The 26689-nt window shown below is 64.2% G+C and carries 18 protein-coding genes; 9 read left to right on the top strand and 9 right to left on the bottom strand.

The window, feature by feature from the left end; all coding sequences use genetic code 11:
- Position 1: 1 nt before the first annotated feature.
- The 6 genes from glk to WG899_RS18170 form a co-directional block, all read right to left on the bottom strand.
- Positions 2–985: a glucokinase gene (gene glk, locus WG899_RS18195; RefSeq protein WP_339597077.1), complete on the bottom strand. Its 984-nt coding sequence runs from the start codon at positions 983–985 to the stop codon at positions 2–4.
- Positions 986–1053: 68 nt separating this feature from the next.
- Complete coding sequence (locus WG899_RS18190) at positions 1054–2586, bottom strand: tryptophan halogenase family protein (RefSeq protein ID WP_339597076.1); 1533 nt, start codon at positions 2584–2586, stop codon at positions 1054–1056.
- 8 nt (positions 2587–2594) lie between these two features.
- Positions 2595–3611, bottom strand: a complete 1017-nt coding sequence (locus tag WG899_RS18185) for a cupin-like domain-containing protein (RefSeq protein ID WP_339597075.1) — start codon at positions 3609–3611, stop codon at positions 2595–2597.
- Positions 3612–3621: 10 nt separating this feature from the next.
- A complete protein-coding gene (locus WG899_RS18180; protein WP_339597074.1) occupies positions 3622–4323 on the bottom strand; it encodes a SapC family protein in 702 nt (233 codons plus the stop codon).
- 16 nt (positions 4324–4339) lie between these two features.
- Complete coding sequence (locus tag WG899_RS18175) at positions 4340–7360, bottom strand: TonB-dependent receptor (RefSeq protein ID WP_339597073.1); 3021 nt, start codon at positions 7358–7360, stop codon at positions 4340–4342.
- Between the two features lie 173 nt (positions 7361–7533).
- Positions 7534–8580, bottom strand: coding sequence for a LacI family DNA-binding transcriptional regulator (locus WG899_RS18170; RefSeq protein ID WP_339597072.1), 1047 nt, complete (start codon positions 8578–8580; stop codon positions 7534–7536).
- 153 nt (positions 8581–8733) lie between these two features.
- Between WG899_RS18170 and WG899_RS18165 the strand changes: the two genes are divergently transcribed.
- The 7 genes from WG899_RS18165 (at position 8734) to WG899_RS18135 (ending at position 15822) form a co-directional block, all read left to right on the top strand.
- Positions 8734–10005 carry an ABC transporter substrate-binding protein gene (locus tag WG899_RS18165; protein ID WP_339597071.1) on the top strand — a complete coding sequence of 424 codons (1272 nt, stop codon included), beginning with the start codon at positions 8734–8736 and terminating at the stop codon, positions 10003–10005.
- A complete protein-coding gene (locus WG899_RS18160) occupies positions 10002–10904 on the top strand; it encodes a carbohydrate ABC transporter permease (RefSeq protein ID WP_339597070.1) in 903 nt (300 codons plus the stop codon). The genes WG899_RS18165 and WG899_RS18160 overlap by 4 nt, the downstream gene beginning before the upstream one ends.
- Positions 10901–11722 carry a carbohydrate ABC transporter permease gene (locus tag WG899_RS18155; protein ID WP_339597069.1) on the top strand — a complete coding sequence of 274 codons (822 nt, stop codon included), beginning with the start codon at positions 10901–10903 and terminating at the stop codon, positions 11720–11722. The genes WG899_RS18160 and WG899_RS18155 overlap by 4 nt, the downstream gene beginning before the upstream one ends.
- A gap of 14 nt (positions 11723–11736) precedes the next feature.
- Positions 11737–13083, top strand: a complete 1347-nt coding sequence (locus WG899_RS18150; protein ID WP_339597068.1) for a GH1 family beta-glucosidase — start codon at positions 11737–11739, stop codon at positions 13081–13083.
- Positions 13080–13988: a glycoside hydrolase family 16 protein gene (locus WG899_RS18145; RefSeq protein WP_339597067.1), complete on the top strand. Its 909-nt coding sequence runs from the start codon at positions 13080–13082 to the stop codon at positions 13986–13988. Before WG899_RS18150 ends, WG899_RS18145 begins: the two co-directional genes overlap by 4 nt.
- 77 nt (positions 13989–14065) lie before the next feature.
- Entirely contained in the window at positions 14066–15112 is a 1047-nt protein-coding gene (locus tag WG899_RS18140; RefSeq protein WP_339597066.1) for an ABC transporter ATP-binding protein, read from the top strand.
- Between the two features lie 173 nt (positions 15113–15285).
- Positions 15286–15822, top strand: coding sequence for a nuclear transport factor 2 family protein (locus tag WG899_RS18135; RefSeq protein ID WP_339597065.1), 537 nt, complete (start codon positions 15286–15288; stop codon positions 15820–15822).
- A 16-nt stretch (positions 15823–15838) separates the two neighbouring features.
- On the opposite strand, the gene WG899_RS18130 is transcribed toward WG899_RS18135, so the two are convergent.
- The 3 genes from WG899_RS18130 to WG899_RS18120 all read right to left on the bottom strand — a co-directional run bounded on the left by WG899_RS18130 (position 15839) and on the right by WG899_RS18120 (position 19795).
- On the bottom strand, positions 15839–16768 hold the full coding sequence (locus WG899_RS18130; RefSeq protein WP_339597064.1) for a type 2 periplasmic-binding domain-containing protein: 930 nt from the start codon (positions 16766–16768) through the stop codon (positions 15839–15841).
- A 91-nt stretch (positions 16769–16859) separates the two neighbouring features.
- On the bottom strand, positions 16860–18158 hold the full coding sequence (locus WG899_RS18125) for a DUF1501 domain-containing protein (RefSeq protein WP_339597063.1): 1299 nt from the start codon (positions 18156–18158) through the stop codon (positions 16860–16862).
- Positions 18159–18175: 17 nt separating this feature from the next.
- Entirely contained in the window at positions 18176–19795 is a 1620-nt protein-coding gene (locus WG899_RS18120; RefSeq protein ID WP_339597062.1) for a DUF1800 domain-containing protein, read from the bottom strand.
- A 126-nt stretch (positions 19796–19921) separates the two neighbouring features.
- Here WG899_RS18120 and WG899_RS18115 point away from each other — a divergent pair, with 126 nt between their 5' ends.
- Positions 19922–21667, top strand: coding sequence for a DUF885 domain-containing protein (locus WG899_RS18115; protein WP_339597061.1), 1746 nt, complete (start codon positions 19922–19924; stop codon positions 21665–21667).
- Positions 21668–21756: 89 nt separating this feature from the next.
- Positions 21757–26592: an NAD-glutamate dehydrogenase gene (locus WG899_RS18110; RefSeq protein ID WP_339597060.1), complete on the top strand. Its 4836-nt coding sequence runs from the start codon at positions 21757–21759 to the stop codon at positions 26590–26592.
- Positions 26593–26689: the final 97 nt, after the last annotated feature.

The raw sequence follows: 26689 nt of genomic DNA, 5'->3' as shown, positions 1-26689 counted from the left end.
ACTACAGGCCAAGGTCCAGCGCCCGCGAGGCGCCGTCCAAGGCCGGCGAAACCGCCGCATCAATCACAAAACAGGGAATGGCCGCCAAGTAGTCTGCAAAACGGCCCTTGCCTTCAAAGCGAGCGCGGAAGTTCGACTGTCGCAACTCCTTGAGCAAGCGGGGAGCGACGCCGCCACCGATGTAAACGCCGCCTCGCGCGCCCAGAGTCAGGGCCAGATTGCCGGCCACGCTGCCCAAGAAACTGCAAAAAAGCCCGATGGCCTGTGCCGCCAAGGGGTCGCCCTGCTCGGCGCGCAGCAATACCTCGGGCGGCGTCAGATCGGGTGCGCCATGTACGGCATGTGAAGCATTTACAGCGATCTCGGCACATGCCTGATAAAGGTTGACCAAACCGGGCCCCGACAGCGCACGCTCTGCGGACACATGGCCGAAGCGCAAGCGCAGGCGCGCGATCACGGCGTCTTCAAAGGCGTCCTGGCCGGCCAAGCTGGCATGGCCGCCCTCCCCCGACAAAGGTCGCCATGCGCCATGAGGCAGCGGCAACAGGCCGGCGACACCCAGGCCGGTACCGGCCCCCAGCACCGCCAACGGCTCACCGGCCACCGAACTGCCGCCCTCCAGGGCATGCAACTGACTCGCCTCCAGGCTGGGCAAAGCCAGCGCCAAGGCCGTGAAGTCATTCACCACCGAAAGGCGCTGCACGCCCATATCGCGTTTGAGGGCCTGTATCGAAAAAGACCAGTTGCCATTGGTCATGCGCACCTGGTCGCCATCGATAGGGTTGGCAATGCCCAGGGCCGCCGCCTGCGGACGAGTCGGCGCATGCTCTGAGACATAACTTGAAATTGCATCGGCAATGGTGGGGTAATCGGCGCAGCGATAGTTCACGCAGCGCGCCACCGGCCCTGAGGCCGATTCGGCCCAGGCAAAGCGGGCATTGGTCCCGCCGATATCACCCAGCAAACGGGGGTAGGTTTCGGTCATCACAGCTTCAGCTTGCAAAAGAAAGGGAGCCATCAAAATGGCTGAAGAACATCAAAGCTGCGCTCCGCTCAGGCGGCCGCACGATAGGGCGCGCACAAACGGTCCACATAGGCGGCATGGGCAGGCAAGGTGGCCAGTCGTTGCGAGACCTGGCGGCGGATGTTGTCGAGGAACTGCTGCAACTCCGCGTCGCCCATCAAGTCCGCCACCGGATGATGATGGCGCGGGTTGATGCCCTGCCCCAGCATCACCTGGATCCAGGAGTTTTCGGCGAACAACTCGTCCAGCGGGCGGAACACCCGCGCCGTTTCGGTGAACAGCTCAATCCGGTGACGCAGCGTCTCGGGCACGGCCATCGTGCGGACATGGCGCCACAAGTCGGAGTCGTCCCGCTCGGTGACGTGATAGTGCAGGATGATGAAGTCGCGGATGTGTTCAAGGTCGTCCTGGGTCTGGCGATTGAACTCGACCCGGTCCACCTCACGCACACCACCGGCCGGGAACAAGCGCATCAAGCGGATCGCGGCGCGCTGGATCAGGTGGATGCTGGTGGACTCCAGCGGTTCGATGAAACCGCTGGACAGGCCCACCGCGATGCAATTGCGGGTCCAGACCTCGCGACGCTGACCCGGCGTGAAGCGCAGCAGGCGCGGCTTCATCAAGAGCTCGCCTTCGACATGGCGGGTCAACATCTCCGGTGCGTCGGCATCAGACAGCTCTCGGCTGCTGTAGACCAGGCCATTGCCGACCCGGTGCTGCAGCGGAATGCGCCACTGCCAACCAAAGGGATGGGCGATCGAACGGGTGTAAGGCGGGGCCTCGCGCACCGCCGCGGTCTGCACGGCCACGGCCCGGTCGCAGGGCAGCCAGTGGGTCCAGTCCTCATACGGCACACCCAGCGTCTCGCCCAACAAGAGCGCACGAAAGCCCGTGCAGTCGATAAACAATTCCCCCTCCACCAAGCCGCCATCGGCCAGGCGCAGCGCGCTCAAGTCGCCGTCGGGCGTGACGCGCAAGACCTCGGTGATCTTGCCCTCGATGCGCTGCACCCCATGCGCCTCGGCGATGCCGCGCAGGTAACGCGCATAACGCGTGGCATCGAGGTGGTAGGCATAGTTCATGCCGTTCTGCGGCAGATGGGCAAAGCGGTCCTCTTCGGCGGCGCGCAACTCCAGGCAATAGTCGCCGTAGCGCTGAGCCAGGCCGCGCTGCCTGCCCTTCAGCCAGAAGTGCTGAAAGCCGGCGCTCCAATGGTCCTGGCCGGTCATGCCGAAGGAGTGAATGTAGTCCTCGCCGGGCGCCTTCCAGCCTTCGAACTTGATGCCCAGCTTGAAGGTGGCCTGAGTGGCGGCCATGAACTCGGCCTCCTTGATGCCCAGCAACTCGTGGAACATATGCAGGGCAGGAATGGTGGCCTCACCGACGCCGACGGTGCCGATCTCATCGGACTCCACCAAGCGGATCTCGAGCTGCTTGCCCATCAACTTGCCCATCAGGGCGGCCACCATCCAGCCGGCGGTGCCGCCGCCGGCGATGACAACGCGGCGCACCGGGGCCGGGCTGCCGCGAGCAATGTCGGTCGGAAAAGCTTGAACATTCATGGGCAGCCTCATCGATTGAGTTTTTTCATCAGCCATGCACGCATGCGGCGCATGGCGGTTTCGTCAAAGGGCGCGAGCAGGCCGCGCGCTTGGGCGGGGATATGCGCGGCGGTGTTGGCATCGGCCTCAAACACATAGTGGTCAAAGAGCACGCGCCACGCCTTCCGCTCGGCCGGCGGTAAATCACGCAGCGTGGCCAAGGCCAGCCACAGCGCGGTATTGGGTGAATCCGCCCATGCGGGGCTGCGACGCCACCAGTAATTGACCAGGGCATTCAGCGAGTCCAGCCCCTCAACCTGATGCCACCACAGGCTCGGGATGTAGATCGCATCGCCCGGCGCCAACTCAGCCACCAGGGCACGATCCAGAGCCTGGGCAAAGCGCGGGAAGCGCTTCACATCGGGCCGGGACGCATCGGCCAGGCTGATGGGCTGGCCGGCGGGCGTCAGGTCCAGCGGGCCCACATACAAATCCGCCACCGCGTCGGGCGGGAACAAAGTAAAACGGCGCCGGCCGGCCACACAGCAAGCAATATTCGAAGGCCAATCCTGATGCGCCGGCACCGTGATCTGGTTGCCCATCCACAGGCTCACCAAGGCTTCTTCTTGCGAGTCCAACTGCAGCGCGTGGTTCAAACGAAAACCGGGCAAGCAGGTATCGACCGTGGTCGAGCCCATGTACAGATAGGGCGACGGGTCTTGCTCGCGGTAGGCCAGCAACTGGTCCAGCAACTGATCAAAGCGCAGGAACTCGCGGCTGAAGTTGAAGCCGCTGAAGTCCTCGTTATACGCAATGCGTCCCTCGGTCGACGGCGCCATGCGGAACACGCCGATGGTGGCGTCGCGCCAGTACGACTTCAAACAAGTGGCCGCAGCCTCCGCACCGTCGCCGGCAGCCTGCTCACAGGCCAGCACCAGAGGCCAATGCGAAACCAGACCGCGCAGCACACAGGGCTCATCCATGGCGAGCACCTGCGGCGGCACCTGGCCGGGCTGATCGACCTTGAATTCCCTGAGGGCTTGCATGAGCGCAATCTCAAGCCTGAGCCAGCCGCTGCTCGCGCTCAAGCAGGGCCGGAATCCTGGCCAGCGAGGCCACCGCCATGGCGATGGCAAACCAGTGTCCCGCCTCATGCAGCGCAGCCACGGCGGCGCCCGGCAGGGCAGCAAGACGCTCTTCGTCGATGACGTAATAGCCGGCCACACGGCGCACCGAACCATCAGCCTGCTCAATATCCAGGCTCATGGGCTCCAGCATTTGGTACTGCAAGAGCGCGTCAATGAAGTCGGGCAAGGTCTGCATGCCTTCATGCAAGGCTTGCAGCACCGACACCCGACGCTCCAACAGCGGCGACTGCCCGCCATTGGGCAAGAAAAGTGGCGCGCCTTCGCTCAGGCTCAGGCGCGGGCTGTCCAAATCAATATGAACCACCCAGCCCTCACCATCACGCCCCACCAGCAAGGGCTGGCGCTCCAGGGCCCAGGGCATGTGACCGGCCTCCCAACCACGCGGCCCCAAAAAGCTGCTGCGCGATTCCAGCAAGCCGAGCAAGGCCACCGGCTGAAAGCGGCTGGCGTCGCCGCTTTGCTGGAACACGATAGGGAAATGCGCCTGCAACTGCTTGAACTCTGCGGGCACCGTGGGCACGGCACACGCAGCATCTCCCCAAGCCGCATCCAGCCGGGTCTGCAAACACAGATCCCGGTGGGTCACGTTATCAAGCAGAGCAGCACGCATCAGGTCATCTCGCCGTTCAGAAGGTGTAGCGTGCGTTCAAGCTGTAGCGACGGCCCGTTTGGGTCGAGTACAGCGTCTCCTCCTTGGCGCGACCGTGGACGCGCTGGAGACCGTCGTTCAGATTGAGCGCTTCGAAGTTCAAACTCAGGTTCTTGTTGAACTTATAACCCAGGCTGAGGTCCCACTGACCATAGGCGTCGGTGTAAGCCGGGCCAGCGGAGCCGAACACATCGGCCGTGGTGCTGCTGAGGAACTCATCACGCCAGTTGTAGGCGGCGCGAATGCTGAAGTTCGAGTTCTCAAAGAAGCCCACCAAGTTGGCCGAGTTGCCTAAGCCCAAGAGCGCGTTCTGCTCGGTCAGATTGCTGTTGTCGTACTTCAGGCCCGACTTCACCAAGGTGTAGTTGGCTGCGACGCCAAAGCCACTGCTGCCGAAGGCATGCTGGATGTTGAACTCCAAGCCCTTGATCGAGTCACTGCGCTGATTGCTCGGCGCGCTGATGGTGAACACGGCTTCCGGATCACCCGCTTGGCCGGCAATGGTGCCAACCGGATTGCCGGTGCCGTCGAAGCCCGTACGCACCACACCTCGGGTCCCGTTATAGGTGTTCAAGATGTAGTTGCGAATGCAGACCGCATCCTTGGTCGCACAGTTCTTGGCCACCGCTTCGTTGTAGAGCGGGCCGTTGATCGGTGTGGTCAAACCGGCGGGCTTGGACTGCAGTGTGCTGGAGCCGATGAAGTTGCTGATGTTCTTCTGGAACAAGCCCAGGGCGGCATAGCTGCCCTTGGCGTAGTAGAACTCGGCCGAGAGGTCAAAGTTCTTCGACAGCAGCGGCTTCAAGGCAGGATTGCCCTGGCTGCCCGAGCCGCCATTGACGCGGAAGTCCGACAAGGTCACGCCGCCCTGAATCGCACCCCAACCCGGGCGCCCAATGGTCTCGCCATAGCTGGCCCGCATCTTGACCTTGTCACTCAGCTCCGCCTCGTAGTCGATGCTGGGCAGCAGGTAGTTGTAGCTGCCGGACAGCGCCGTGAAGTCCGATTTGCCCTTGATCAGCGAGAACTCATTCGCGCTGACCCAGTTGATGCCCGTGACGATGGGCACCAAGGCTTGCGAGTTCACTTGCGTGCGCTCGTAACGCAGGCCCATCGCCACGTTCATAGGCACACCCCAGTCCCAGTCCTTCACATACTGAACGAAGGCGTTAGAGGACTTCTCTTGCGTGCGGCGGTCATCGGTGAAGTCCGACGAAGGCACAAACCACTTGTCGCTCTTGTCGGCCTTGATCGCAGCAGCACGCACCGCCTCAAAGTCCCACAGATAGAAGTTATTGAACAAGGCCGAGCCATTGGCCGAGCCAAAGGAATGGGCGAAATAGTTCTGCAGCTGGGAAGGCTGCCACAGGCTGTCATCGTAGTCCTTAGGCGTGTTATGCCCCCCCCAGTTGTCTTGCTGCACATTGGCGAAGGCGGTGCGGTTCTTCACCTTGGTGAAGCCCACGCCAAAGTCCAGACCCGAGCTTTCAGAGAGGACGTACTTGCCCTTCAACTGGGCCTGGTCGATCTCGTTGCGCATATAGCTGTTGCGGAAGCTCGAGCCGGTCACCTGCAGCAGGCTCGGCGAGGCCGCCGGGTCGCCATGCAGACCGATGCTCAGGATCGGGAACTTCTGCGAGAAGTCGGCCGTGGCAAAGGCCCGGTTTTGCATCGACACACCCAAGGTCGAGTTGCTGCCATAAGGGCTGTCTGCGGCGGAGGTCGCCGTCGAGTGATGCGCATCAAAATCAAAGGACAGGGTGTTCGAGGCCTTCCAAGCCAAGTTCACACCGGTCGACTGATTGGTGTTCTTGGTGCCGTAGATGCTGCCGGCCATGGCCACATCAGCAGCGCCGTCCACCGGATAAGTCTCGGTGTATTTGGTCGGGGTCGCGATCGGGCCATTGGTCCAACTGGAGGACGAAGGGCCGAAGTTAAACCAAGCCGACAACTCGGCGCGCTTGGAGTGAATCTTGTTTTCTGAATAGGTGTGGTCCACCGTGGCCGTCAGGTCCTTGATGGGACGGAACTGCAAGACCAGCTGACCATTGGTGCGCACGCGCTCAAAGGCGTTCAGGCTGTAGCGCAACTCTTGCGGCACCACATACAGGTCGGTCGCCTTGGGCCGATTGGTGATCTTGTCAGCACCTGCCTGGCCTGGCAGCGGGATGGTGCCCCAATTCTGCTCATCACCCTTGAAGGTGCGCCAGCCGGCGTCAACTGCCGCCTGGTTGAAGCCACCGTTGCGCTTTTGGTAGCTGCCCACCAGGGCGATACCGAAGGTGCCATCCGCAAACACATTGCTATAGATGCCGGAGACTTCGGGCGTGGCCTGGGTGCCCTTCATCGAGTCGGGCAAGCGCTTGTTCGACTCGTCGCTGACCAGCTTGACGCCGATGCTGGCGACTTGCTTGGGGTTGTCCAGCGGACGAGCGGTCTTGATATTGATGGTGGCGCCAATGCCGCCGGTCGGCGCGTCGGCGCGGCTGGTCTTGTAGACCTCCAGCGCGGCAATACCTTCGGAAGCCAGATTGGCAAAGTCAAAGGAACGCGAGTTCGAAGCAAAGGTGGCACCCAGGCTGGAGGCCGGCATTTGGCGGCCATTCAGCAGCACCAGATTGAAGTCGGGGCCCACGCCACGCACCGTCACCTTGGAGCCTTCGCCATTGCTGCGGTCGATGGACACGCCGGCTATACGCTGCATCGACTCGGCCAAGTTGGCGTCGGGGAACTTACCAATCTCCTCGGCCACGATGCCGTCGACCACGCCGCGCGCATTGCGCTTCAGGGTCAGCGAGGTTTCCAGGCTTTGCCGAATGCCTGTCACCACCACAGCATCCAGCTGCTGTGCGTCTTGCGACTTGGCTGCCGGCGCTGAAGCGGCGGCCGAAGGTGCTGCGGCTGTGCTCTGCTGCGCCTGTGCATTCATGCCGGCCACCAAGAGGCCGGCCGCACTGGCCAAGAGGGACAGACGGCAGACGGGTCGAGTGTTTCTCATGGGCTTGTCTCCGATGTGATTTGGGCTTTTATAGAATGAATAACGCTGAAAGCGCTTTCATTGACTCGAAGAATCGCCCATCTGCAAGCGCTTTCAAATTAGGACACACCCTAGGTTGGCGGGTTTGAGCAACGCCAATCCGCGTCAACAGGGGCTTCTAGGCCCCCCTGACATCAACGTGCAATACGGCGCGCAGATTCCCGCAGCACCAACTCCGGCGCCGGCAGATTGACCGCAGGCAAGCCCCCTTGCAACAAGGCCAACATGGCCGCCGCCGCCTGGGTGCCCGTCTCGTAGACCGACTGCCGCACCGTGGTCAAGGGCGGCATGGTGTAGCGCGACATGGTCAGGTCATCAAAACCGACCACCGATACATCGTCGGGCACTCGCAAATTGCGTCGCGACAAGCCCAACATCGCGCCATAAGCCATCTGGTCATTGGAGCTGAAGATGGCGCTGAAGGCGGCATCCCGCTCAAGCAGGCGGCTGACGGCCAACATGCCGCCGGACTCGGTGTAATCGCTCTGCACGATCAGCCGCGGATCGACCGGAATACCGGCCGCGGCCAAGGCATCCAGATAACCGCTTTGGCGCTCGATCGCATCCTCATGGATCAAGTCGCCCTGGAACAGCGCGATGCGCCTATGCCCCAGTTCAATCAAATGTTCGGTCGCCAGGCGCGCGCCGGCGCGGTTGTCAAAGCTGAAGCTGAACAACCCCGGCCCTGCCTGCTGCCGCCCGACCACCACCGAGGGCACCGAGGCCAGCAACTGCGTCAACTCCTGATTGCCCAAGCGGCCCGCCAACACGATGACACCATCAACCCGACGCGACATCAGCGTTTCAATGGCCTTGCGCTCATCGACCTCGTTCCAGTTGCCGCTGACGAACAAGGGCACATAGCCCGCGGCCTCGAGCTCCACTTCGATGCCGCTGAGCGCCTCGCCGTAAAAAGGACTGGCAATGCGCTGAGTCACGACACCGACACTCATGGTGCGGCCGCCGGCCAGTCCACGCGCCACCGGGTTAGGCCGATAGCCCAAAGTTTGGATGGCCTCATCCACCGCCGCCTTTTTGGCCTCACTGACAATCGCCGTGCCATTCAGGATTCGAGACACCGTGCTGGGCGACACGCCGGCCCGAAGCGCCACCTGCTCCAGGGTCACCACGCCCTCCCCTCGGCTTGAAGGCGCTTTCTTGGCTGGAGTTTTAGCTTGCACTGACATTCCTCTGGACGATAGCGCGCAAGTGTAAAGGCCTAAAAAGCAGCTGACTTGGCGCCGCGGCCCTGCCGGTGCTAGGGTTTACGCGGCTTGGTGTTCCGGCGCAGTCGCGCCAGAATTATGAAAACGCTTTCAAAGATTCAAAACCCCATGTTCACCCCCCTCCGACGCCAGCTGATTGCTGCGGCCGCCATCGCCCCGATTGCCGGTCTGGCACGCGGCGCAGGAACCAAGCAGCGCTTGGTGGTCGCCGCCTTCCCGATGGTCGACCAGATCATCAAAAGCGCCCTGCCCGCCTGGCAGCAGTCGCATGAGGGCCTGGACGTCGAGGTGATCAGCCGTCAATACGACGACCATCACACAGCGATGACCACGGCCCTGTCGTCCTCGGGCAGCGGCCACCTGCCCGACGTGATCGCCCTGGAGACCATGTATATGGGGCGCTTCTCGCTCGGCGCCGGGCTACAAAACCTGTCGATTGCACCGTACCAGGCCGAGGGCTTGCGCGACCGCTTTGTGCCCTTTGCCTTTGACCAGGCCCGCAACCGCGACGGTGCGGTGGTGGCGCTGCCGACCGATATCGGCCCCGGCTCGCTGTTCTACCGCATCGACCTGCTGCAACGCGCCGGCCTGAGCATCGGCGAGATGACCGAGAGTTGGGAGAGCTATGTGCAAGCCGGCGTGCAGTTGAAGGCCCGCACCGGTGCCTATCTCTTCGCCCATGCCCGCTACCTGAAGGACATCGTGCTGTTTGCCAGCACCCCGTCCGGCCAGAGCATTTATTTCGATGCCCAAGGGCGGCCCAGCATCACCTCGCCGCATTTTCAACGCGCCTTCCAACTGGCCCAGCAAGCACGTCAACTCGGCCTGGACGCCATCGTCGACACCTGGCGCAATGACTGGAGCGAGCACCTGCGCCGCGGCCGTCTGGCCACCGAACTCACCGGCGCTTGGATGGCCGGGCAATTGGCCAATAGCGTGGCGCCCTCGACCAAGGGCTTGTGGCGGGTGGCGCAACTGCCAGGCCAGAGCTTTGCCGGCTGGGGCGGCACCTATTACGCGATTCCGCGCCGCTCCGATCCGGCCAAGAAGGCGCTGGCTTGGGAATTGATCCAGCACCTGACGCTGAACCGCGATCTGCAACTGCGCGCCTTCAAAAGCCAGGACGCCTTCCCGGCCCTGTTGTCGGCCCATGAAGACCCGTTCTTTGACGAGCCGGTGGAATTTCTCGGCGGCCAGCGCGCCCGCCAGCTCTGGCGCGACGCGGCCCGGCGCATCCCGGTGCGGCCGCTGCACCGCCAAAATAAATTTGCCGAAGAGGTGGTCAATGGCGAACTCGACAACGTGCTGATCTATGGCAAAGCCATTCCCCAAGCCTTGGCCGACGCGCAGGCCTTGCTGATGCACCGAGCGACACGATGAAAACAACCCGTCGTCCCCTGCTGCCCCCGCGTTGGGCGCCCTACCTCTTGCTCAGCCCCTTCCTGCTGCTGTTTGCGGTGTTCGGCCTGTTCCCGCTGCTGTTCTCGCTGTGGATGGCCTTCCAGAGCTGGGAGCCCACCGCCGGGCTCGAGGCCATGCGCTTCGTCGGCACAGAGAACTTCGTCTTCGTGCTCGGTGACGCCTGGTTCTGGAAGTCTTTGCAAAACACCTTGTGGCTGGCGGTCGTTTCGGGCCTGCCGCAGCACTTGGTGGCCCTGCCTCTGGCGGTGTTTGTGAACCAGGCCTTTGGGCGCCATGGCCACACGGTATCGGCGGCCTACTTTTTGCCCTACATCACCTCGACGGTGGCCATCGCCATGATGTTCACCTCGCTGCTGTCGACCGATTACGGCTTGGTCAACGTGGTGCTGCACAGCGTCTTCGGCATCGAGCCGATTAACTGGCTCTGGCAACCGCAAACCCTCAAACCGGCGCTTGCCATGGTGGTGTTCTGGCGCTACCTCGGCTTCAACCTGGTGCTCTACCTGGCCGCTTTGCAGACCATTCCGCGCGAGCTTTATCAGGCCGCAAGGCTGGACGGCGCCGGCGCCTGGTCGCAGTTCCGTTTCATCACCTTGCCGGCGCTGAAGCCGATGATTTTGTTCGGCATAACTTTGAGCATCATCGGCGGCATGCAGTTGTTCGAGGAGCCCTTCATCCTCACCAGCGGCCGCGGCGGCCCCGGCCAAGCGGCGATGACGGTGGCCATGTATGTCTACCGCCTGGCCTTTGACTTCAGCGACTTCGGCGCCGCCAACGCGATCTCCTGGCTGCTCTTCGCACTCTTGGTGCTGATGACCTGGCTGACCAACAAAGCCTTCAAGGAGCGCCAGGCATGAAAGCCACGCCTTCCCGCCTTACCGCCTACGTCGTGGTCGGCTGCGGCGCCCTGCTGATGCTGGCGCCCTTCTACTTCATGTTCGTGTTCGCCACGCAGTCCAACGCGGCCATCTTCAATGTGCCGCCGCCGCTGTGGTTTGGCGGTGAGCTGGAACGCAATATGGCCACTCTGACCAGCCGCCTGCCCTTCTGGCGCAACCTCGGCTGGAGTCTGTATGTGGCCTTGATGTCCACCGCGCTGACCCTGCTGTTTTGCTCGATGGCCGGCTATGCCTTTGCGATGCTGGAGTTCCGCTTCAAGCAGCCGCTGTTCCTGCTGGTGATGGGCACGATGCTGGTGCCGCCCTTCATGACCATGATCCCGAACTTCATGGTGATGGACGCTTTAGGCTGGATCGACACTCACCGCGCGCTCTACATCCCCGGCGCCGCCAGCGCCTTCGGCATCTATCTGATGCGCCAGTTCGCCGCCGCCTCGGTGCCGGCCGAGTTGCTCAAGGCTGCGCGCATCGATGGCTGCAGCGAGTTGGGCATCTACTGGCACATCGCCCTGCCCCTGATGCGCCCGGCCTTGGGCACGCTGGGCCTGATCACCTTCATTGCGTCCTGGAACAACTTCATGGCGCCTCTGGTGGTGCTGCGCAATGCCGACAACTACACCCTGCCGCTGGCCCTGCGCGGCCTGCAGAGCACCGTCAACACCGAGTGGGGCGCCATCATGGCCGGCTCGGCCATTGCCACCCTGCCCCTGATCGTCCTCTTCGTCATTTCCTCCCGCCAACTGATCGCCGGTTTGACCGCCGGCGCTGTCAAGTAATGCAAGCCACTCCCATGCACCAGCAATTTCCCGCCGACTTCCTGTTTGGCGTCGCCACCAGCAGCTTCCAGATCGAAGGGGCCGTCCATGAGCATGGCCGTGGCGAATCGATCTGGGATCGCTTCTGCCGCCAGCCCGGCGCCATCGCCGATGCCAGCAATGGCGACATCGCCTGCGACCATGTGCACCGACTGGAAAGCGACCTCGATCTGATCGCCTCGTTGGGCGTCAACTGTTACCGCTTCTCCATCGCTTGGCCGCGGGTGCAAGCCCTGGGCCAAGGTGCCTTCAGCAGCGCCGGCCTGGACTTCTACCAGCGCCTGGTTGACGGCTTGCTAAAGCGCGGCATCAAGCCGGTGGCCACGCTCTACCACTGGGACCTGCCGCAGGCGCTGCAAGACCAGGGCGGCTGGGCCAACCGTGAGACGGTGCACCGCTTCGTGGACTACGCGCGCCATGTGCAAAAGCAGCTCGGCGACCGACTGCACATGATCTCCACCCACAACGAACCCTGGTGCGCGGCCACCCTGGGCCACGACATCGGCATCCATGCGCCCGGCATCAAGAACCGCGCGATTGCGGCGCAGGTTTCGCACCACTTGATGCTCAGCCACGGTCTGGCACTGCAGGCCATGCGCGCCGATGGCGCCAGCGCCAATCTGGGCATCGTTTTGAATATGGGCCCCAGCGTGCCCGCCTCGCCGATGCCCGACGATATCGCCGCCGCTCGCCGCGCCGACGCGCTGAGCCGCCGCTGGTACAGCGACCCCTTGCTGCGCGGCCAGTACCCGCAAGAAATCATCGATGAACTGGGCGCCGACGCCCCCAAGATCGAGGCCGGCGATATGGCCGCCATCCAGACGCCGATGGACCACCTGGGCATCAACTACTACTCGCGCAATGTGGTGCAAGCCTCGGGCCTGCCCTGGAGCGCGCGTGCCCATGGCCTACCGGTCTCCGAGATGGAATGGGAAATCTACCCCGAAGGCCTGACGGACATCCTCTGCCTGATGAAGGCCGACTACCCGCATCTGCCGCCGGTTTTCATCACCGAGAATGGCGGCGCCTTCCCCGATGCCGCTGTGGCCGACGGCCATGTGCAAGACCTGGACCGCAAGCGCTATTTGCAAGAACATATTGCCGCCTTGGCCGTCGCCCGCGATCGCGGCGTGCGCGTCGACGGCTATATGGTCTGGAGCCTGATGGACAACTTCGAATGGGGTTATGGCTATGCCAAGCGCTTTGGCATCGTCCACGTCGACTACGAGACCTTGCAGCGCACGCCCAAGGCCAGCGCGCTCTGGTACCGCGATTTCCTGAACCAATGGCGCGGCTTGAAGCCGGCGAGTGGAAAGCCATGAAGCCAGCGTCCCAGCTTTCCGTGCAAGCGCCACGGCTGCTGCGTCCACTGATGTCGCTTGTGCTGGCCGGCTTGGTCGGCTGCGGCGGCGGCAGCGTGGCGGCAACGCCGCAAAGTGCGTCTCCGGCCGCAACACCCGCAAGCCCTGCCACATCCACTTGGACCCTGCTCTGGTCGGACGAGTTCGACGGCGCGTCCGGCAGCACGCCCAACCCGGCCTTCTGGAACCATGACCTGGGCAATCAGGAGAACAATGGCTGGGGCAACCATGAGCTGCAGTACTACAGCGCCTCGACCCGCAACAGCTTTCTGGACGGCAAGGGTGTCTTGATCCTGAAAGCCGAGCGCAGGGCCGACGCCGGGCCTTGCTGGAACGGCAAGCCCTGCGCCTACACCTCGGCTCGCATTCAAAGCCAAGGCAAGTTCAGCTTCACCAACGGCAAGATCGAGGCCCGCATCAAGGTGCCCAGCGGCCAGGGCATATGGCCGGCTTTCTGGAGCCTGGGGGCGGACCAGCTGCCTTGGCCAGCCTCGGGTGAAATCGACATCATGGAATTTGTCGGCAAGACGCCCAATGCCGCTTACGGCACCGCCCATGGCCCCGGCTACTCGGGCGCCCAAGGCATAGGCAAGGCCTTTGACTTCAAGCAGGCGGTGGCCGACGACTTTCATGTCTTCAGCATCATCAAGCGGCCGAATGAAATCATCTGGTTGGTCGACGGCGTCGAATACCACCGCCTGACGCCCGCCACTTTGCCGGCCGGTGGCAGCTGGGTGTTTGAGCGGCCTTTCTTCTTGATTCTGAACCTGGCCGTCGGCGGCGATTGGCCCGGCTCGCCCGATGCCAGCACCGTCTTCCCCGCTCAGATGAGCGTGGACTGGGTACGCGTCTACAAGGAAAACTGAATGCTGCGCTCCTGTTTCGTCAGCACCGACCCGCTCAGCTTTTTGGGCAGCCATTTGGGTAGCTATAGGGGCATCAATTGAGCCAAGTTCGCATCCAGAATTTGAACATCAGCTTCGCTGGCCACGCGGTCATCCAAGGGCTGGACCTCGAGGTGAACGCCGGGGAGTTCCTCGTCCTGCTGGGACCATCCGGCTGTGGCAAGTCGACCTTGCTGCACAGCATCGCCGGCCTCAACCCCATCAGCGGGGGCAGCATTCATATCGGCGGCCAAGACATGAGTCAGGCCCAGCCCAGCGAGCGCGGCCTGGGCATGGTGTTTCAGAGTTATGCCCTCTATCCGCACATGAGCGTGCGTGACAACCTGGCTTTTCCGCTGCGCATGGCCGGACAAGCTAAGGCCGAGATGGACGGCCGCATCGCCAAGGCTGCGGCGATGTTGCAGCTCGAGCCCTTGCTGGACCGCCGGCCCGCCCAACTCTCGGGCGGCCAACGTCAGCGCGTGGCGATAGGCCGCGCCGTGGTGCGCGAAGCCGATTTGCTGCTGCTCGACGAGCCACTTTCCAATCTGGACGCCAAGCTGCGCACCGAGCTGCGCCGTGAGCTCAAGCAACTGCATGCGCGCTTGGGCAACACGATGATTTACGTCACCCACGACCAGGTCGAAGCGATGACGCTGGCGACCCGCATCGTCGTCATGCACCAGGGCAAGATCCTGCAGATCGGCAGCCCGGCCGAGGTCTACGAGCGGCCGCGCAATCTGCGCGTGGCCAGCTTCGTGGGCTCACCGACCATCAACCAGTTTGCCGGTGAGTTGCGTAGCGGCCAGTTCAGCGCCGGCCCGCTGCAACTCGACGGTCCTCAGGCCTTGACAGAAGCTGCGGAAGTCAGCCTCGCCGTGCGCCCGGAGGATGTGTTGATTGGCGCCGAGCAGCCCTTCAGCGGCATGGTCGATTTGGTCGAACCGCTGGGCAACCAGCACCTGCTGTGGATGTCGGCGGGCGAGATCAGCCTGTGCGCGGTCTTGCCCGGCCAGGCCGCGCTGACCGCCGGCGACGCGGTGCGCTTCGGCTTCGATCGCCAGCGCCTGCATTGGTTTGATGCCCAGGGCCAACGCTTGGACTGAGCAAGGCCTAGGTGGCGCGAGATGAATGGCGCGGACTGAAACCGCATTGTTGCGTTCTGCGCAAGGCAGTCTTGGGCGGCGCGGTACTTCCGCCCAAGCGGCAATTCGGGGACAGTGCGTCACTGTTCCTCCACCGCCATCCGCCGCCCTTCATCGGCACGCCGAGCCCAGCCATGCATCCAACGTCAAGCCCAAGTTCCATCCCCAGCGTCGCGCCCGACGCCTCTCAAGCGCCGGTTGCCGAAGCCCCGCGCCCGCCGCTGCCGCCATTCAGCCGCGAAACAGCGATGCAAAAGGTGCGCATGGCCGAGGATGCCTGGAACAGCCGCGACCCGGCGCGCGTGGCGCTGGCCTACACACCCGACAGCCTCTGGCGCAACCGCGCCGAGTTCCCGCAGGGGCGCGATCAAATCAAGGCCCTGCTGGAGCGCAAATGGGCACGCGAACTGGACTACCGGCTGATCAAGGAGATCTGGGCCCATGAGGGCAACCGGATTGCCGTGCGCTTCGCCTACGAATGGCGCGACGATGCCGGCAACTGGTTCCGCTCCTACGGCAATGAGAACTGGGAATTCGACGCGGCCGGCTTTATGGCCGTGCGCCATGCCAGCATCAATGACAAGCCCATCCAAGCCAGTGAACGGAAGTTCCATTGGCCGCAGGGACGTCGGCCCGACGATCACCCGAGCTTGAGCGAGTTGGGGCTCTAAGGCGAGCCCGGCAGATTCAAACCTTGCGCAACAAGGGCTCGATCAGGCGCTGGCGCACCAAGGGGCTCCACAAGCGCGGGTCTTGCTTGAGCGCATCGGGCGGCTGGTCCGGGTTGTGCAAGACCAGCCAGCGGCGCGCGGCCAGATTGGCCTTGCGCACCTGCCAACCCACCGCTTTGTCATGCATGGCCTCAAAGCTGCCGTCGGCCAGCACCACCCGCCAGCCATGGCGCAGGCGCTCGGCCAATTCGGGCCGGCGATGGCTGACCATGAACGCAAAGGTGGACGGGTAGGCAATGGCCCACTGCTTCAGCACCACCAACTCCGGAATGACGTCAACGATGCCATAGGCCTCGTCGGAGGCCAGCGCAAACAAGTCAAAACGATGCCGCGTCAACATGGCACTGAAAATGGACAGCTTGGGGATCCGCTGAGCCGGCCAGGCATTCGCCTCCAAGACCGCGGCATCGGGCCAATGCGCGACCTGCGCAATGCTGAATTGACGCGCTTGCTCCAGGCTCTTGATGTTCTCAAACTCGGCCTGCCGGCTGGCCAGGCAGATCGGCAGGCGAATGCCATTCAGGCCGCGCCGCATGCAGCCGCGCACCTGTATGCCATCGGCATCTCGGGCCCGCGAATTCATGCTGGCCACCACATCCAATTTGGCATCGCGCAATTCCAGCATCGTGCGGCTTTGCGTGATGTTGTCGCGCGGCTCCATCGGCTCGAAACGATAGGGGCCGTGGCTGGCCACCGTCTTGTTCAGCAACAGGGTCAAGACCGATAGCGCGAAGGAATCTGCCTCGCCCTGCAAGGGCTGCATATCGTGGCAGACCGTCATCACGCTCGCCGCCGCGCGGACCGGGCCGACGGCACAGCAAGCCGCCGCGGCGCCCAGCAAGCGCCGCCGCCCCAGGCCGCTTGAAAGAATGGCTGATGCTTGCATCGGGCCAGTCTAGGCCAAAGGGCTGCGATTCCTGATCAAGAGGCGCTAGGGATTTTCCCCGCCAAGCCCGGCCCACGGGCTCCCAAGATTTTCATGCCCGCAGCAAGCTAGCGCCGGGCCTCCACGCACCCGGCAGTTGCGGGAAGACCTGGGCCAGACCAGCCTCCGAGAGCCCCAGGTGGCGCTGCAAGAGCACCGCAAAGACCTGCCGGAAATCGCTGGTCACCGCCAGGTCCCGACCCTCGGCCAGCGCCGCCGTGTCCAGGCCCGGCCACTCGCCCAAGACCTGCCCACCTGCGACCGGCCCGCCCAAGAGCCACATCACATTGCCGCGGCCATGGTCGGTGCCGCCGGTGCCGTTCTGGCGCAAGGTGCGGCCAAATTCGCTGCACACCACGATGACCGTCTCGCGCATCGCATCGCCCAGTCCCTGGCCGAGTGCCTCCAAGCCCTCGCCCAGGCTCGCCAGCTTATTGGCCAACTGCCCCTCGACACCACCTTGGTTGACATGGGTGTCCCAACCGCCGACCGAGGTGAACGCCAGTTGCGTATGCGGGTCACGCCGGATCAACTGCCCCATGCGCCGCGCATCGGCGGCAAAGGAGCGCGCCGATGCGGCGCCCATATCGGCTTGGCCCGCCACGGTTTGCGCGTCCTTGCTGTCGGCCGCCATCGCCATGCTGCGCTGCATTTCGGCACGCCCCTCGGTGCTGTCTCGCAGGCTGCGCGACAGGCCGGCGTCCTGCGCATAGAGCCGGGCCAAGCCGGCCTGCAGACGCGGGTCATCGATGGCCTTGCTGTCCAGCGCGCGGGGCCCGGTGCCCAAGTTCGCCACCGCCGCAGCGCCGGCAAAAATGCGCGCCGGCGTGGCGCCCATGCTGAGGGCCCGCGTCGGTGAGGGCTCACCCGGCAAGGTGGCCAGCAGTCGGTTCATCCAACCGTCCGGCGTCGTCTTGATGCCGGGCGTGCCGCTTTCCAGAAAGTCCTGCGCATCAAAGTGCGAGCGACTGGGGTCGGGCGAACCGCTGGCATGCACAAAACTGAGGCTACCCTCTTGCCACAGCGGCAGCAGCCGCGCCAAGGCCGGATGCAAACCAAACTGGCTGTTCAAGCGCATCACGCCGCCGGCCTCACCCGGCGCGGCCAAGCGCGTGCTGCTGCGCGCGGCGATGTAGTCGCGGTCGGCGAAGGGCACGACCACGCTGAGCCCATCGATCGCGCCGCGCAACATCAACACAATCAATTTGCGCGGGCGTGCCTCTGCGCCCTGTCGGGCGCCTTGCCGGTAGGCCTGGGCAGCGGCATTTCCAGCCGGCCAGGCCCTCAAGCCCCAGCCCGCCAGCGCAGCAAACGCTGCAGCTTGGCCCATCAATCGTCGGCGTGCTTGCATGGCTTGCGGTCCTCTGTTCAGTAGTGCATGAAGTCCGGGCTGCCGAGCAGCAAGGCCAGACGCAGGTCGGCCGGCTCGGCCGCCACGGCCTTGCGCGTGCGCTCCGACAGGCTGGCGCCCAGAGTGGCCTGCAGGTCCTCGCTGCCAAGTTTTCCGCCGACTGAATTGCGGTTCATGCGCAGCAGGCGCTGCGTCCATTGCATGCGCTGCGCCAGCGCTTCCGGGTTCATCCAGGCCTCGGCCACGTTTTTGTAGCCATCCGGCGTCGGCGCGCCATACAAGGGCATGCCCGACTGCGCCAGGTGCGACAAAAGACCCGGCACATCGTCTGGCCCGAGCGCCATAGCGCGCAGGCTGGACAGCAGGTAGCGATACGGCGTCTTGAACTTGCTTTGAAACGCCTCGCGGCTCCAGAACTGATCGGAGCTCAGCAGGCTCTGTATCAAGACCCGCAGATCGCCTTGGCTGGCCAAAAAGCGCTCGGCCAAATGCGCGACCAAGGCCGGCGGCGGCACATCGCTGACAAAGGCCTGGGCCAGCTTGAAAGCGATGTGGCGCGCGGTGGCCGGGTGCGCGGCCAGCACGTCCAAGGCCAGTTCGCCCTCCTGTTGGCCGGCCGAGTCGATCTGTCGACCCAGCCATTGCTTAGGGCCCTTGTCATGGCGAGAGGCATCAAAGACGAACAAGGATCGTCCGCTGCCGGCCCCCGCGCTCTTCTCGGCACGAAGCACCGCGCGGTAGTCCACTGTCCAACCGGTCAAGATGCGCGCCAACTCGGTCACGTCGCGCTGGCTGTAGCCGCCGTCCACGCCCAGCGTGTGCAACTCCATCAACTCGCGCGCGTAGTTTTCATTCAGTCCGGTGGCGCGCGGCTTGGCGTCGGCCGCACGCTGGGCCTGACGAAGGCCGACCGCCGAATTGGCGGCCACGCTCTGCACATTGTCCAGATAGATCAACATCGCCGGGTGCTTGGCGCTGGCACCCAACATCTGGCGGAACTTGCCGAACACAAAGGGCCGAATCGCCTCACGCTCATAACTGCCAACCAAGGCGCCGACCGGCCCCTTACCGGCAAACACATTGAAATGGTTGAACCAAAAATCAACCAGCACCTCTTCCAACTGCCCCGGCGACTGCAGCGCGCGGAGGAGCCGCTGGCTGGAGGCTTCATGCACCAGCGGGCGGATCACATCACGCCGGCTCAGCTCGGGCGAACTGGCCGCGGCCTGCGCAGGGGCAGGGTCGGAGCGCCCCGCCTCTCGTCCGAGCTCGCGCGCCTTCCGGTAGCGACCAAGCAATTCGGCCTGACTCAGCTGCAAGCTGTCCATGGCCTGCAATTGCTGCTGCAAGCCGGCGGGCAAGACCACTGGCCCCTGCATCTGCTGCTGCAAAAACTGCTCCAACCAAGCCGATGCCCCAAGGCGCCGGATCGCCCCCACATCGGCAGGGGCCGGCCCAAAACCGAGGCGATTCAGGGCATGAAAAGCACGCTCGTCCGCAGTCAAAGGCTCGGCTGAAGGGCTTGCGGCGGGTGCGGCCTTGGCCCAGCCGAGGGCCGGGCAAGCGCTGGCCAGCAGGCCTTGCAGCAACAGTCGGCGCGCCGGCAGTGCGGCCCCATAGACGGATAAGCTTTTCATGCCTAGGATGATGCCGTTTGCCACGGGGGCCAGGTATTGCCTGTTTGAAAATTTTTGTGAACGGCCACCGCGCCCCCAGCGTCCGAAATCACGCTTCCCATGATTCCCACGAGCCCCACGCCGCCCATGCCTTCATCCGTCAGCACTTCTGAGTCCCCCACCGCAGCCGCCACAGAGGTTCAGAAACTGCATGCACTCTTCGAGGCCTGCTGGACGCGAGAGCTGGCCGAAAACCCCATCACCGCCAGCTATATCGGCGATACCCGTTTCAACGCGCTGTGGCCGGATCTGAGTCCCGCCGCTTTGGCCGCCAGCGAAGCCGCCAACAGGGCCGCCCTGACCGAATTGCAGGCCATCCCTCGCGCGGCACTGCCGGCCACGGAGCAGCTGAACTACGATTTGTTTCAGCATGAATTGCAGGCCCGCTTGGCGGTCTTGCCCTTTCATCCGCTGGGCTACGCGATCAGCGCGCGCGAAGGCCCTCAAAGCCTGAACGAATTGGTCGAAATCATGCCGCTCGACAGCGTGGCCGATGTCGAAGTCTGGCTGCAGCGCCTGCGCGGCCTGCCCAGCTATTTGAGCCAGTACAGCGAGGTGCTGCGGCAAGCCGCAAGCCAGGGGCGCACGCAGCCACGCATCTTGATGGAACGGGTATTGCCGCAGCTGGCAATGCAATTCAATGCCGAGCTGCTGGCGGACCCGAGCCTGAGCCCGTTTTACAGCGCCTTCAGCAAACTGCCAGCCCGCTTCGGGGCCGAGGCCACGGCCCGTCTGCAAGCCGAGGCGCGACAGGTGATCGCGCAGGCGGTGCTGCCCGCCTACCGGGACTTCAAACACTTTTTTGAAAACGAGTACCTGCCGGCCTGCCGCGACTCGGTGGGCATCAGCGACACTCCGGACGGCCTGGCTTACTACCAAAACCGCATCGAGTTCCACACTACCACCCGGCTGACGGCCAAGGAGATCCATCAGATCGGGCTCGACGAGGTGGCGCGCATTCATGGCGATATGAAGGCCGTGATGGCGCGCCTGGGCTACACAGGAAGTCTGGCGCAGTTCTTCGAATTCCTGCGCAGCGATCCACAGTTCTATTTCAAAACGGCCGAGGAACTGTTCGCCGCCTACGTGGTCTGCGCCAAGCAGATCGAGCCGGAGTTGTGCAAGCTCTTCGGCAAGCTGCCGCGCACACCGTACGGGGTGCGGGCCATCCCGATGACCAGCGCGCCCAACACCACGGCCGCCTACTACAGCGGCCCCTCCGACGACGGCCTGCGCGCCGGCTATTACTACGTCAATCTGTACCGGCCGGAGATGCGGCCCAAGTACGAGATCGAGGTCTTGACCGTGCACGAGGCGGTGCCCGGCCACCATCTGCAAATCGCGCTGGCGCAAGAGCAGCAGGACCTGCCCAAGTTCCGCCGCTTTGCCGGCTACAACGCCTATCTGGAAGGATGGGCCCTGTATGCCGAGACACTGGGTTTCGAGCTCGGTCTCTACCGCGACCCCTACTCACACTTTGGTCAACTGACCTACGACATGTGGCGGGCGGTGCGACTGGTGGTGGATACCGGCCTGCATGCCCTGGGCTGGACGCGCCAGCAGGCGATCGACTATTTCCGCGCCAATGCGGCCAAGACCGAGGTCGACATCGTCAATGAAGTGGACCGTTACATCGGCTGGCCGGGCCAGGCCCTGTCCTACAAGATCGGCCAAATTCGCGTGCTGACGATGCGCCGCAGGGCCGAACAAGCCCTCGGCGCGCGCTTTGACATCCGGGCCTATCACGACATGCTGTTGGACGGCGGCGCCGTACCGCTGGACCTGCTGGACCGCAAGGTCGATGCCTGGATTGGGGCTCAGCAGGCGGCTTGATGAAATCTAAGAAGGCCGGTCTTTTCGGCCAGCTGTTGTTTTTGACGTCGTGGCACTGAGGCACACTCACGGTTCCAAGGAGACAAGCAATGACTGACCCTCTCAACGCGCTACAACGCGAACGGATCGATGCGGTAATGGCCCTGGCTGCCACCCGTCAACAAGCGCCCGAACAACGGGCCATGGTCGAAGATTTTGGACGCGAGTACTTCCGCCGCGTCGATGCCGAGGACTTGCTGTCCCGCACGCCGGAGGACCTGCTCGGCGCCCTGCTCTCACACCTGCAGTTCGGCGCCAAACGCCTGCCGGGCCAAACCCTGGTGCGGGTGCTGAGCCCCACGGTGGGCGACAACGGCTGGGCCTCGCGCCACTCGGTGATCGACATCGTCAACGACGACATGCCCTTCCTGGTCGACACCACCACAATCGAGATCAACCGCCAGGGCCTGACCCTGCACCTGATCGTGCATCCGATCTACGCGGTGGAGCGCGATGAGGCCGGTCAGCTGAAGTCGATTCGTCCGCGCAGCGAGGCCGGCGACGGCGCAAACATCAAGCGCGAATCCTGGATGCACATCGAGGTGGACCGCATCATCGACGCACAGCAGCGCGCCGAGCTGCTGGCCGGCATCGAACGCGTACTCGGTGATGTGCGCGCCGCCGTGCAGGACTGGCAACCGATGGTCGGGCAACTGCGCGCAGCCATCGCCGAAATGGAAAAAGCGCCCGCCTCGCTGAACCCCGCCGAGGTGCAAGAAAGCCTGGCCTTTTTGCATTGGCTGGCCGATGACCACATGACCTTGCTGGGCTACCGCGCCCATGAACTGGTGGCCGAGAACGGCGGCGACGCGCTGCGCCTGCTGCCCGGCAGCGGCCTGGGGCTGCTGCGCGAGACCGAGCAGGAAATGCTCTCCGCCAGTTTCTCGGCTCTGCCCGAGAACGCGCGCGCGCTGGCCCGCGCCCCCTCGCCGATGCTGGTGATCACCAAGGCCAATACGCGCTCGACGGTGCACCGCGCCGGCTATACCGATTACGTCGGCGTCAAGCGTTACAACGCGGCCGGCGAAGTGGTCGGTGAGCACCGTTTCATCGGCCTATTCACCTCCACCGCCTACAGTGCGCGCGTCTCCGAGACCCCGCTGCTGCGCGGCCGGGTCGATGCCATCACCCAACGCGCCGGCCTGCCGCCCGGCGGCCACCTGGCCAAGGCGCTGCAGCATATTCTGGAGACCTATCCGCGCGACGATCTGTACCAGATCTCCAATGACGAGCTGTTCGAGACGGCGCTGGGCATCCTGGCCCTGGGCGAGCGCCAGCGTCTGCGTCTGTTCGTCTGCCGCGATCCCTTTGACCGCTTCTTCAGCTGCTTGGTCTATGTACCGCGCGAGGCCTACTCGACCGATATGCGGATCAAGTTCCAGGCCATCCTGATGCAGGTCTTCAGCGGCAGCAGTGCCGAGTTTGATGTGCAGTTGAGTGACGCGGTCCTGGCCCGCATTCACTTCACCGTGCGCACCACACCGGGCCAGGTGCCGGTGTTTGACCGCAAGGACGTGGAGGCCAAACTGACCGCCGCCGCGCGCCGCTGGGACGATGATCTGCGCGACGCGCTGATCGACGCCGAGGGCGAGGCCCGCGGTCTGGAATTGTTCAAGCGCTGGAGCGCGGGTTTCCCGGCCGGCTATCGCGAGCGCATCAGCCCACGCGCCGCCGTGCCCGATGTGGTCAAGCTGGCCAGCCTGAGCACCGATGCGCCCTTGGCCCTGGCCTTGTACCGGCCGCTGGGCGCGGAGTCCGGCACGCTGGGCTTCAAGGTCTACCGCATGGGCGGCGCCGTGGTCCTGTCCGACAGCTTGCCGATGCTGGAGCATATGGGCGTGCGGGTGCTGGGCGAACACAACCACCGCATTGCCGATGCCAGCAACGCCGGCGCGGCGGTTTCGCTGCATGATTTCGAGCTGCAGGCCAGTGTCTCCGACGAGATCGAGCCCGAGGCCTTGGCGCGTTTGTTTGAGGACACCTTTGCGCAGGTCTTCAATGGCGAGGTCGAGAACGACGACTTCAACCGCCTGGTGCTGCGCGCCGGCCTGGCCAATGACGAAATCGTGGTGCTGCGCGCCTACGCCAAGTACCTGCGCCAGGTGGGTTTTGCGCTGTCGCAATCGGCCATCGAGGCCACCTTGGCGGCGCACCCACGCATTGCGCGCATGCTGGTGACACTGTTCAAGCTGCGCTTCGACCCGCAAGCGCATGACGAACTCGGCGCCACCGCCCAGGTCAATGGCATCGAGCGTGCGCTCGAAAAAGTCTCCAATCTGCAAGAAGACCGGGTGCTGCGGCAACTGTTGGCCCTGATCCAGGCCACGCTGCGCACCAACTTCTGGCGCACCGGCGTCGGCCACAGCGGCGCGGCCGGCCCACGCCGCCAGTTCCTCAGCTTCAAGCTCGACTCGCACAAGGTGCCGGGTCTGCCGGAGCCACGGCCGCTGTATGAGATCTTCGTCTACTCGCCGCGCTTCGAAGGCATCCACCTGCGTGGCGGCAAGGTCGCCCGCGGCGGTCTGCGCTGGTCGGACCGGCCGGAAGACTTCCGCACCGAGGTGCTGGGCCTGGTGAAGGCGCAGATGGTCAAGAACACCGTCATCGTGCCGGTCGGCAGCAAGGGCGGCTTCGTGCTGAAAAAGGCACCGCCGGCCGCTGACCGCGAGGCCTTCATGAAGGAAGGCATTGCCTGCTACCAAGACTATCTGCGCGCCCTGCTCGACCTGACCGACAACTACGCCGGCTCGCAAGTGGTGCCACCGCCCCAGGTGCGGCGCATGGACGAGGATGACCCCTATCTGGTGGTGGCCGCCGACAAAGGCACAGCCACCTTCTCCGACTATGCCAACGCGGTCAGCGCGGAGTACGGCCACTGGCTGGGCGACGCCTTTGCCTCCGGTGGCAGCGTCGGCTACGACCACAAGGCGATGGGCATCACCGCCCGCGGCGCCTGGGAGTCGGTCAAACGGCATTTCCGCGAACTCGGCGTCGACACGCAAAGCCAGGACTTCACCGTGGTGGGCGTCGGCGATATGAGTGGCGACGTGTTTGGCAACGGCATGCTGCTGTCGCCCCACATTCGCCTGCTGGCGGCCTTTGACCACCGCCATGTCTTCATCGATCCGAGTCCGGACGCGGCCGTTTCCTTTGCCGAACGCGAGCGCCTGTTCAAGCTGCCGCGCTCGGCCTGGACCGACTACGACGCCTCGCTGATCTCGCCCGGTGGCGGCGTTTGGGCGCGCTCGGAAAAGTCGATCCCGATTTCTCCACAGGCCCAAGCCGCCTTGGGCATCACGGTCGATCGACTGCCGCCGAACGAGTTGCTCAGCGCCATCTTGAAGGCGCCGGTTGACCTGCTCTACAACGGCGGCATCGGCACCTATATCAAGTCCGGCGGTGAGGTGCATGCCGACGTGGGCGACCGCGCCAACGACGGTCTGCGCATCAATGGCGCCGAGCTGCGTTGCAAGGTCGTGGCCGAGGGCGGCAACCTGGGCTGCACCCAGCGCGGTCGCGTCGAGGCGGCGCTGCATGGCGTGCGCATCAACACCGATGCCATCGACAACTCGGCCGGCGTGGACACCTCGGACCATGAGGTCAATATCAAGATCCTCTTGGGCCTGGCGATGGGCGATGGCGAGATGACGCTGAAACAGCGCAACACCTTGCTGCCGCAGATGACCGACGAAGTGGCCGCGCTGGTGCTGCGCGACAACTACTTCCAGACCCAGGCGCTGTCGATTGCCGGTCGCCAGGGCGTGGCCCTGATCGACCAGCAAGCGCGCTTCATTCGTTTCCTGGAAAAGCAGGGCCTGCTGAACCGCGCCATCGAGTTCCTGCCCAGCGATGAAGAGATTCAGCAACGCAAGGCCCGCGGTGTCGGCCTGACCGGGCCTGAGATGGCGGTGTTGCTGGCCTATAGCAAGATGTGGCTGTCGGATGAGCTGATGGCCTCGGACCTGCCCGAGGACGGCTGGATTGGCACGGCGGTAGAGCGTTACTTCCCCGCGCTGCTGCGCGAGAAGTTTGCCGGCTACATCCCGCGCCACCCGCTGAAACGCGAGATCATCGTCACCCACGTGCTGAACAGCATGTTGAACCGAGTCGGCTCGACCTTTGTGCACCGCCTCAGCGAGTCTTGTGGTGCCAAACCGGCGCAGATCGTGCGCGCCTACCTGGCCACCCGTGAGGTGTTCGGTTATGTGCCGTTGTGGCTGAAGATCGAGGCGCTCGACAACAAGGTGCCCGATGCGGTGCAGGCCGAGATGATCAATGATCTGGGCCGACTGGGCAGCCACGCGACGATGTGGTTCCTGCGTTCCCGGCGTCTCAACGAGCCGATGGAGGCGCTGTTCAAGCGCTTTGCACCGGCGGTTGCGGCCCTGCGCGGGCGCCTTGGCAGCGAGGCAGTCCTGTCAGCCCGGGCGGAGGGCTGGATCGAGGCTGGCGTGCCGAGCGAAATTGCCCAAGAGGTGCTGAGTGCCGAATCCTTGTTCGCGGCCCTCGACATTGCCGAGATTGCCGACGCCACGCAGCAACCGATCGAGGTGGTCTGCGCCGTCCATGCCAGCCTGGGCGAACGCCTGGGTCTGGAGCGACTGCGCCTGCAAATCGAGGCGCTGCCCGCGGGCAGCTATTGGCAAACCCAGGCCAAGGCCGCCTTGGGCGACGATCTCTCGGGCTTGCAACGCTCGATTGCCCACGATGTGCTGGGCCACAGCGAAGGTGCCGCCGACGCTGCCAGCATGCTGGCGGCTTGGGACCAGCGCAACCACGACGCCTTGGAACGCGCCCAGAAGCTGCTGGCCGAGTTGAGCGAGGCCAAGGGCGTGGACCTGGCCATGCTGTCGGTGGCGCTGCGGGAGTTGCGTAACCTGGCGTAACTCTCTCTTACTTGGCCTAAACTTGGCCCCAGGGGTCCGCGGCGTCCACACATGGCGACCGCGGGCTCGGCGAATATGCACCACGCGCGCCGGCACA

This window comes from Paucibacter hankyongi, assembly GCF_037482915.1.
Lineage (GTDB): Bacteria > Pseudomonadota > Gammaproteobacteria > Burkholderiales > Burkholderiaceae_C > Paucibacter_A > Paucibacter_A hankyongi.
The sequence above is the reverse complement of the archived record's forward strand: the minus strand, read 5'-3'. Positions and strand labels throughout refer to the sequence as shown.

What these genes read in the sequence shown, in the direction of transcription:
- glk (WP_339597077.1), bottom strand. Translation starts at nt 985, where the DNA reads ATGACCGAAACCTACCCCCGTTTGCTGGGTGATATCGGCGGGACCAAT.
- WG899_RS18190 (WP_339597076.1), bottom strand. Translation starts at nt 2,586, where the DNA reads ATGAATGTTCAAGCTTTTCCGACCGACATTGCTCGCGGCAGCCCGGCC.
- WG899_RS18185 (WP_339597075.1), bottom strand. Translation starts at nt 3,611, where the DNA reads ATGCAAGCCCTCAGGGAATTCAAGGTCGATCAGCCCGGCCAGGTGCCG.
- WG899_RS18180 (WP_339597074.1), bottom strand. Translation starts at nt 4,323, where the DNA reads ATGCGTGCTGCTCTGCTTGATAACGTGACCCACCGGGATCTGTGTTTG.
- WG899_RS18175 (WP_339597073.1), bottom strand. Translation starts at nt 7,360, where the DNA reads ATGAGAAACACTCGACCCGTCTGCCGTCTGTCCCTCTTGGCCAGTGCG.
- WG899_RS18165 (WP_339597071.1), top strand. Translation starts at nt 8,734, where the DNA reads ATGTTCACCCCCCTCCGACGCCAGCTGATTGCTGCGGCCGCCATCGCC.
- WG899_RS18160 (WP_339597070.1), top strand. Translation starts at nt 10,002, where the DNA reads ATGAAAACAACCCGTCGTCCCCTGCTGCCCCCGCGTTGGGCGCCCTAC.
- WG899_RS18155 (WP_339597069.1), top strand. Translation starts at nt 10,901, where the DNA reads ATGAAAGCCACGCCTTCCCGCCTTACCGCCTACGTCGTGGTCGGCTGC.
- WG899_RS18150 (WP_339597068.1), top strand. Translation starts at nt 11,737, where the DNA reads ATGCACCAGCAATTTCCCGCCGACTTCCTGTTTGGCGTCGCCACCAGC.
- WG899_RS18145 (WP_339597067.1), top strand. Translation starts at nt 13,080, where the DNA reads ATGAAGCCAGCGTCCCAGCTTTCCGTGCAAGCGCCACGGCTGCTGCGT.
- WG899_RS18135 (WP_339597065.1), top strand. Translation starts at nt 15,286, where the DNA reads ATGCATCCAACGTCAAGCCCAAGTTCCATCCCCAGCGTCGCGCCCGAC.
- WG899_RS18130 (WP_339597064.1), bottom strand. Translation starts at nt 16,768, where the DNA reads ATGCAAGCATCAGCCATTCTTTCAAGCGGCCTGGGGCGGCGGCGCTTG.
- WG899_RS18125 (WP_339597063.1), bottom strand. Translation starts at nt 18,158, where the DNA reads ATGCAAGCACGCCGACGATTGATGGGCCAAGCTGCAGCGTTTGCTGCG.
- WG899_RS18120 (WP_339597062.1), bottom strand. Translation starts at nt 19,795, where the DNA reads ATGAAAAGCTTATCCGTCTATGGGGCCGCACTGCCGGCGCGCCGACTG.
- WG899_RS18115 (WP_339597061.1), top strand. Translation starts at nt 19,922, where the DNA reads ATGCCTTCATCCGTCAGCACTTCTGAGTCCCCCACCGCAGCCGCCACA.
- WG899_RS18110 (WP_339597060.1), top strand. Translation starts at nt 21,757, where the DNA reads ATGACTGACCCTCTCAACGCGCTACAACGCGAACGGATCGATGCGGTA.